This is a genomic window from uncultured Campylobacter sp., from assembly GCF_938045205.1.
GTDB lineage: Bacteria > Campylobacterota > Campylobacteria > Campylobacterales > Campylobacteraceae > Campylobacter_B.
Window position 1 is genome coordinate 1 of the sequence record NZ_CALIMY010000068.1, and the last position, 3,842, is coordinate 3,842.

Consider the following 3,842-nt stretch of genomic DNA (forward strand, 5'->3'; position numbering starts at 1 on the left):
TTCATCGCTCAAAGCTGCGTTAGAGTTCAAGCTTTTAGCCCCCTTTAGCGCAGCATCTATTAGCCTGCTTTCGTTATTTGCCGCTTGCGGCTTAGGCATCGCGGCGGGCTTTGCTTCTACTATGCGCACTATCTGCTCAAAATCCGCTCGGTGTGCGATCGATGCAGCGTCCATCTGCTTTTTGGTCTCCTTTAGGCGCCTATTAAATAGCTTTTGCGCACTTTTAGCCTCCTCGGCACTTACTCCCTCATCCAAATCAAGCGTAGAGGCAACGCCGATAAATTTGTTATCCTCGCTCCACAAAAAGCACTCATTTATATTATTGACGTTTTTGCTGACCCATACGCGCTCAAGCCCATACATCTCCACGCTGTAAAACCTCACACCATCTAGGCTGATGCCCTTTTTATGCACGTGTTTTAGCTCTCGTCCGCCAAGACGCGCGCTGATGCTTAGAGCGTCCATATGCTCGGCGTCGTTTATCTTTGTGCTATACGCAGCTGCGCAGGTAGTATCAAGGCGCTCAAGGTAGCGGGTGTTTAGAAATTTTTCCGCATACATATCCATTAGCTCTTGCACCTCGCTTAGGTTTTTTAGCATCGTTAGATTCGTCTTGTAGCCTCTTTTTAATCGGCGCTCTTTTTTAGAGCGAAAAAACTCTATGGCTTGGCGCTGCGAGATATTGTGTCCGATGAAGCCCGCCAAATTTGCGCTGAAGCTATGTTGCAAAGCTCTAAAATTTCGTTCTACGTATGGCTTTAGCCAGCCGCTATAAGCACGCACGGCTTTATACTCGATCTCAAGCGCGCCCAAGACTTCGCGCATATACTCGCTTTTAAAAGCTTTGCCGTTATCGCCCTTGATTACCTTTGGCTTGCCGTAGCGCACGATATATTTGGCGACGGCTCTAGCGATAGAGAGAGAATTTTCACTATCGCTGATGTGAAAAGTCGCTACTCCGCTATACGTATCGATTAGAGCGATGATGGTGTAGCGCTTTTGCCACTCTTTTACATAGTTTTGAAATTCGTCTTTGTCTTTAAAGATGGTGCTGACGTTTTGCCAGCCGATCATCTCGCAAAGCTCGCTAGCGTTGCAGATTAAATCAAGCGGGCTGCCGTCTATCTCCACGACTTCGTTTATCGTGCTTGCGGCGTAGTTGCTGATACCAAGAGCCGGCAAGCCGCGACCGACCGCTCCATCCTCGCCGTAAAGGATGATGTTTTTTACCAGCTTATTTTTGTTTAGGTAGTTATTTACGAAGCGATTTACGACCTCATAGCTTACGACCTCGTCTTTTTTGCCTTGAAAATCCTCGAAGTTTATGAGAGAATTTTTTACCGCGTGGTAATTTAGCGCCTTGTAGATGTTTGTTATATCTACCTTGCCCATACCGCTGCATGCGAGTATCAGCTCTACGCAAAGCGGCGCAAGACCTAGCGCGTCAAGCTTTAGGGTCTTATTATTATCCCGCTCGTCCACTAGCGCATCCAGCCCGCCTCTTTTAAATTTACGCTGCCAGTCGTAGAGCTTATTTGCGGTTACCTTTACGCAGCATATCTTTTTCGCGTTGATATACTCCAGAAAAGCAGCCTCACTTATCTTGCCTTTTGCATCTTCCCAAGCCTTGATTACGTCGTATTTCTCAAAAGCGGCCTTGCGTTTTTTATCCGAGCAAACGGCGATAGCAGGGAGGCTTGTCGCGCTGCTCGGATCGCTTGAGCTTTGCTCTGCGCCGTTTAAATCTCGCCTCGCGCCGCCCGAGCTCGGCTCGGTGCTTGAGCTTAACGCATTGCTACCTGCGGACGGATCTGCCGCAGCCGCGCCGTTTAAATTTGCTCCGCCGCACTCTACGCCTTGCTCCGCCTTCGCGGAAAGCTCTCGCGCGCCCGGAGCGCTTACGCCTGTTTGCTCCGCATCCTTGGCGGCTACAAGGGCGTCTTGTTGCAAAATTTCGCCGTTTTTATCGTTTATTAGATCGTCGTCAAGCCAAATTTGAAGGGTTTTGCCGGATGCGCCGCCGCGGTTGCCGTCAGTGCGGGTAAAATGTAATATATTACACTTAATTGAGCAAAATTTTTTTGCTGATTTTTCGGCGCGATAAATGGCTTGTATTAAGCTCTTATTATTTACGCCCAAAATTTCAGCCGCACGTTTGGAATTTACCCACATTAGGCTACCTTTATGCCGTCTTTTTCTAGTATCTTTTTAGCTTTTTGGCTTATATAGCCCTTGTAAAAGCTGCTTAAGCTTAGTCCTCGCATCGCACAGTAGTCTTTTAGATCATACTTTAGCTTTTGCTTCACGGCCTTTGAGACCGGTTTTACTCTATATCCTGGCATATTTGCTCCTTTTTACTATAAAATCTTATTGTTAAGCGGATATTTGTAAGCCCTTTGATATTATTATTTCGCGACCAAGCAAAATTTAATTCAAAGGACTTACAAATGACTAAAGAAGAAATTCAACTTGAACTTACCAAGATTATATTAAACGTTAAGAAAATGGAAATCGCAGGTTATGTTGACAACGCAATAGAACCCGTCGTTAATCTTTATAAAAAAGTCGGAGAGTTGTTAGACTCTCCTAAACATCAAGACAATAATAAGCCTTCAAAAGCTTAATTATTCTCGCTTGGTCGCTTATTTCGCCATCTTTGGTGTATTCATCTATGAGCTTAACTATGACCTTTACGATCTCTAGTATCTCACTTACATCCGGTGCTTCTTGCATGCAAGTATCCTTTAAAATAGATTTATCCGCTTAACAATAAAATTTCAAAGAACTTTTAGAAAATCTTAACCTTTTTATAGGTATTATCTTTTCTAAGTATATTTTGAATTATAGCGTAATTTATTACGCTTGTCAAGGAAAAAAGGTGTAATGCTATGGAATTATCGCAAAGGCTAAAAGAGTTAAGAGCGCAGAAAGGCTGGACGCAAAGCGATTTGGCTAAATTTTCTGGTGTATCTATCGATAGTATCAAAGGTTATGAGATCGGAAAAACCAAAAATATTACAATAGAAAATCTAATAAAAATAGCCTCTGCTTTTAATTTAAATCCAAATAATTTTTATACCAAAAATTTGTCGACCAATGTGTCGACCAAAAACAAAGGTTTTGTCGACCAATGTGTCGACCAATCGCAAATTTTGTCCGTCAATCTGTCCCCCAATACTTCAAAGCTTAAAGAAACCGAGACGGATCAAATTTTTATCCGCAAGCTTAGCTCATCCGTAGGTGCCGGCGAAAGCGTCGATATAAACGGCATAGAGATCTACGACACCGATGTATTGGTGCCTTTTTCTCGGATGCTTTTTAAGGTATGCCCTAAAAATACGAGTAGGATTCGCTGTATGCCGGTAGAGGGCTACTCTATGGTGCCGATGCTTTATCCGGATAGCTGGGTGATCGCAGACGTCACGGCAAAATTTGAAGGTGATGGGCTATATATCGTCAACTACTGCGACCATTTTATGGTAAAGCTGCTACAAAAAAGCCCCGACGGCGTACTGCACATCAAAAGCGTCAATAAAGAATACGATAGCTACGAGATAGGACCGGATAGCGATTTGCAAGTATATATCGTCGGCAAGGTCCTACGCTGCGTGATATGAGGTTGCGCCTTTAATACCCATTTAAACGGGTGTTAAAGGCGGTGTAAAATTTTGTAAGATTTTTGTCAAAAAATATAAATCAAATTTTGCCACTTTGATTTTGAATAAATTTGCTCTCAGTCCCTATCCTTAGGCGACTATCTTAAATTTTTTCTCACTTTGACTTCTGACAAAACTTTACAGTAGGGTAAATTTGCTGATCCTACGAAGATCTCGATAAAATTT

The 3,842-nt window shown here is 43.4% G+C and carries 4 protein-coding genes; 2 read left to right on the forward strand and 2 right to left on the reverse strand.

Annotated features, from left to right (window positions below):
* A partial coding sequence (locus tag Q0198_RS04070; RefSeq protein ID WP_297895302.1) for a transposase family protein occupies positions 1-2,172 on the reverse strand: 2,172 nt, incomplete at its 3' end.
* Positions 2,172-2,342: a hypothetical protein gene (locus tag Q0198_RS04075; RefSeq protein ID WP_297895305.1), complete on the reverse strand. Its 171-nt coding sequence runs from the start codon at positions 2,340-2,342 to the stop codon at positions 2,172-2,174. The genes Q0198_RS04075 and Q0198_RS04070, both read right to left, overlap by 1 nt.
* A 105-nt stretch (positions 2,343-2,447) precedes the next feature.
* On the opposite strand from Q0198_RS04075, the gene Q0198_RS04080 reads away from it, so the two are divergent.
* Positions 2,448-2,624: a hypothetical protein gene (locus Q0198_RS04080; RefSeq protein WP_297895308.1), complete on the forward strand. Its 177-nt coding sequence runs from the start codon at positions 2,448-2,450 to the stop codon at positions 2,622-2,624.
* A gap of 264 nt (positions 2,625-2,888) precedes the next feature.
* Positions 2,889-3,617: a LexA family transcriptional regulator gene (locus Q0198_RS04085; RefSeq protein ID WP_297895311.1), complete on the forward strand. Its 729-nt coding sequence runs from the start codon at positions 2,889-2,891 to the stop codon at positions 3,615-3,617.
* Positions 3,618-3,842: the final 225 nt, after the last annotated feature.

Coding starts and splice junctions, on each gene's coding strand:
- Q0198_RS04075 (WP_297895305.1), bottom strand. CDS start 2,342: ATGCCAGGATATAGAGTAAAACCGGTCTCAAAGGCCGTGAAGCAAAAG.
- Q0198_RS04080 (WP_297895308.1), top strand. CDS start 2,448: ATGACTAAAGAAGAAATTCAACTTGAACTTACCAAGATTATATTAAAC.
- Q0198_RS04085 (WP_297895311.1), top strand. CDS start 2,889: ATGGAATTATCGCAAAGGCTAAAAGAGTTAAGAGCGCAGAAAGGCTGG.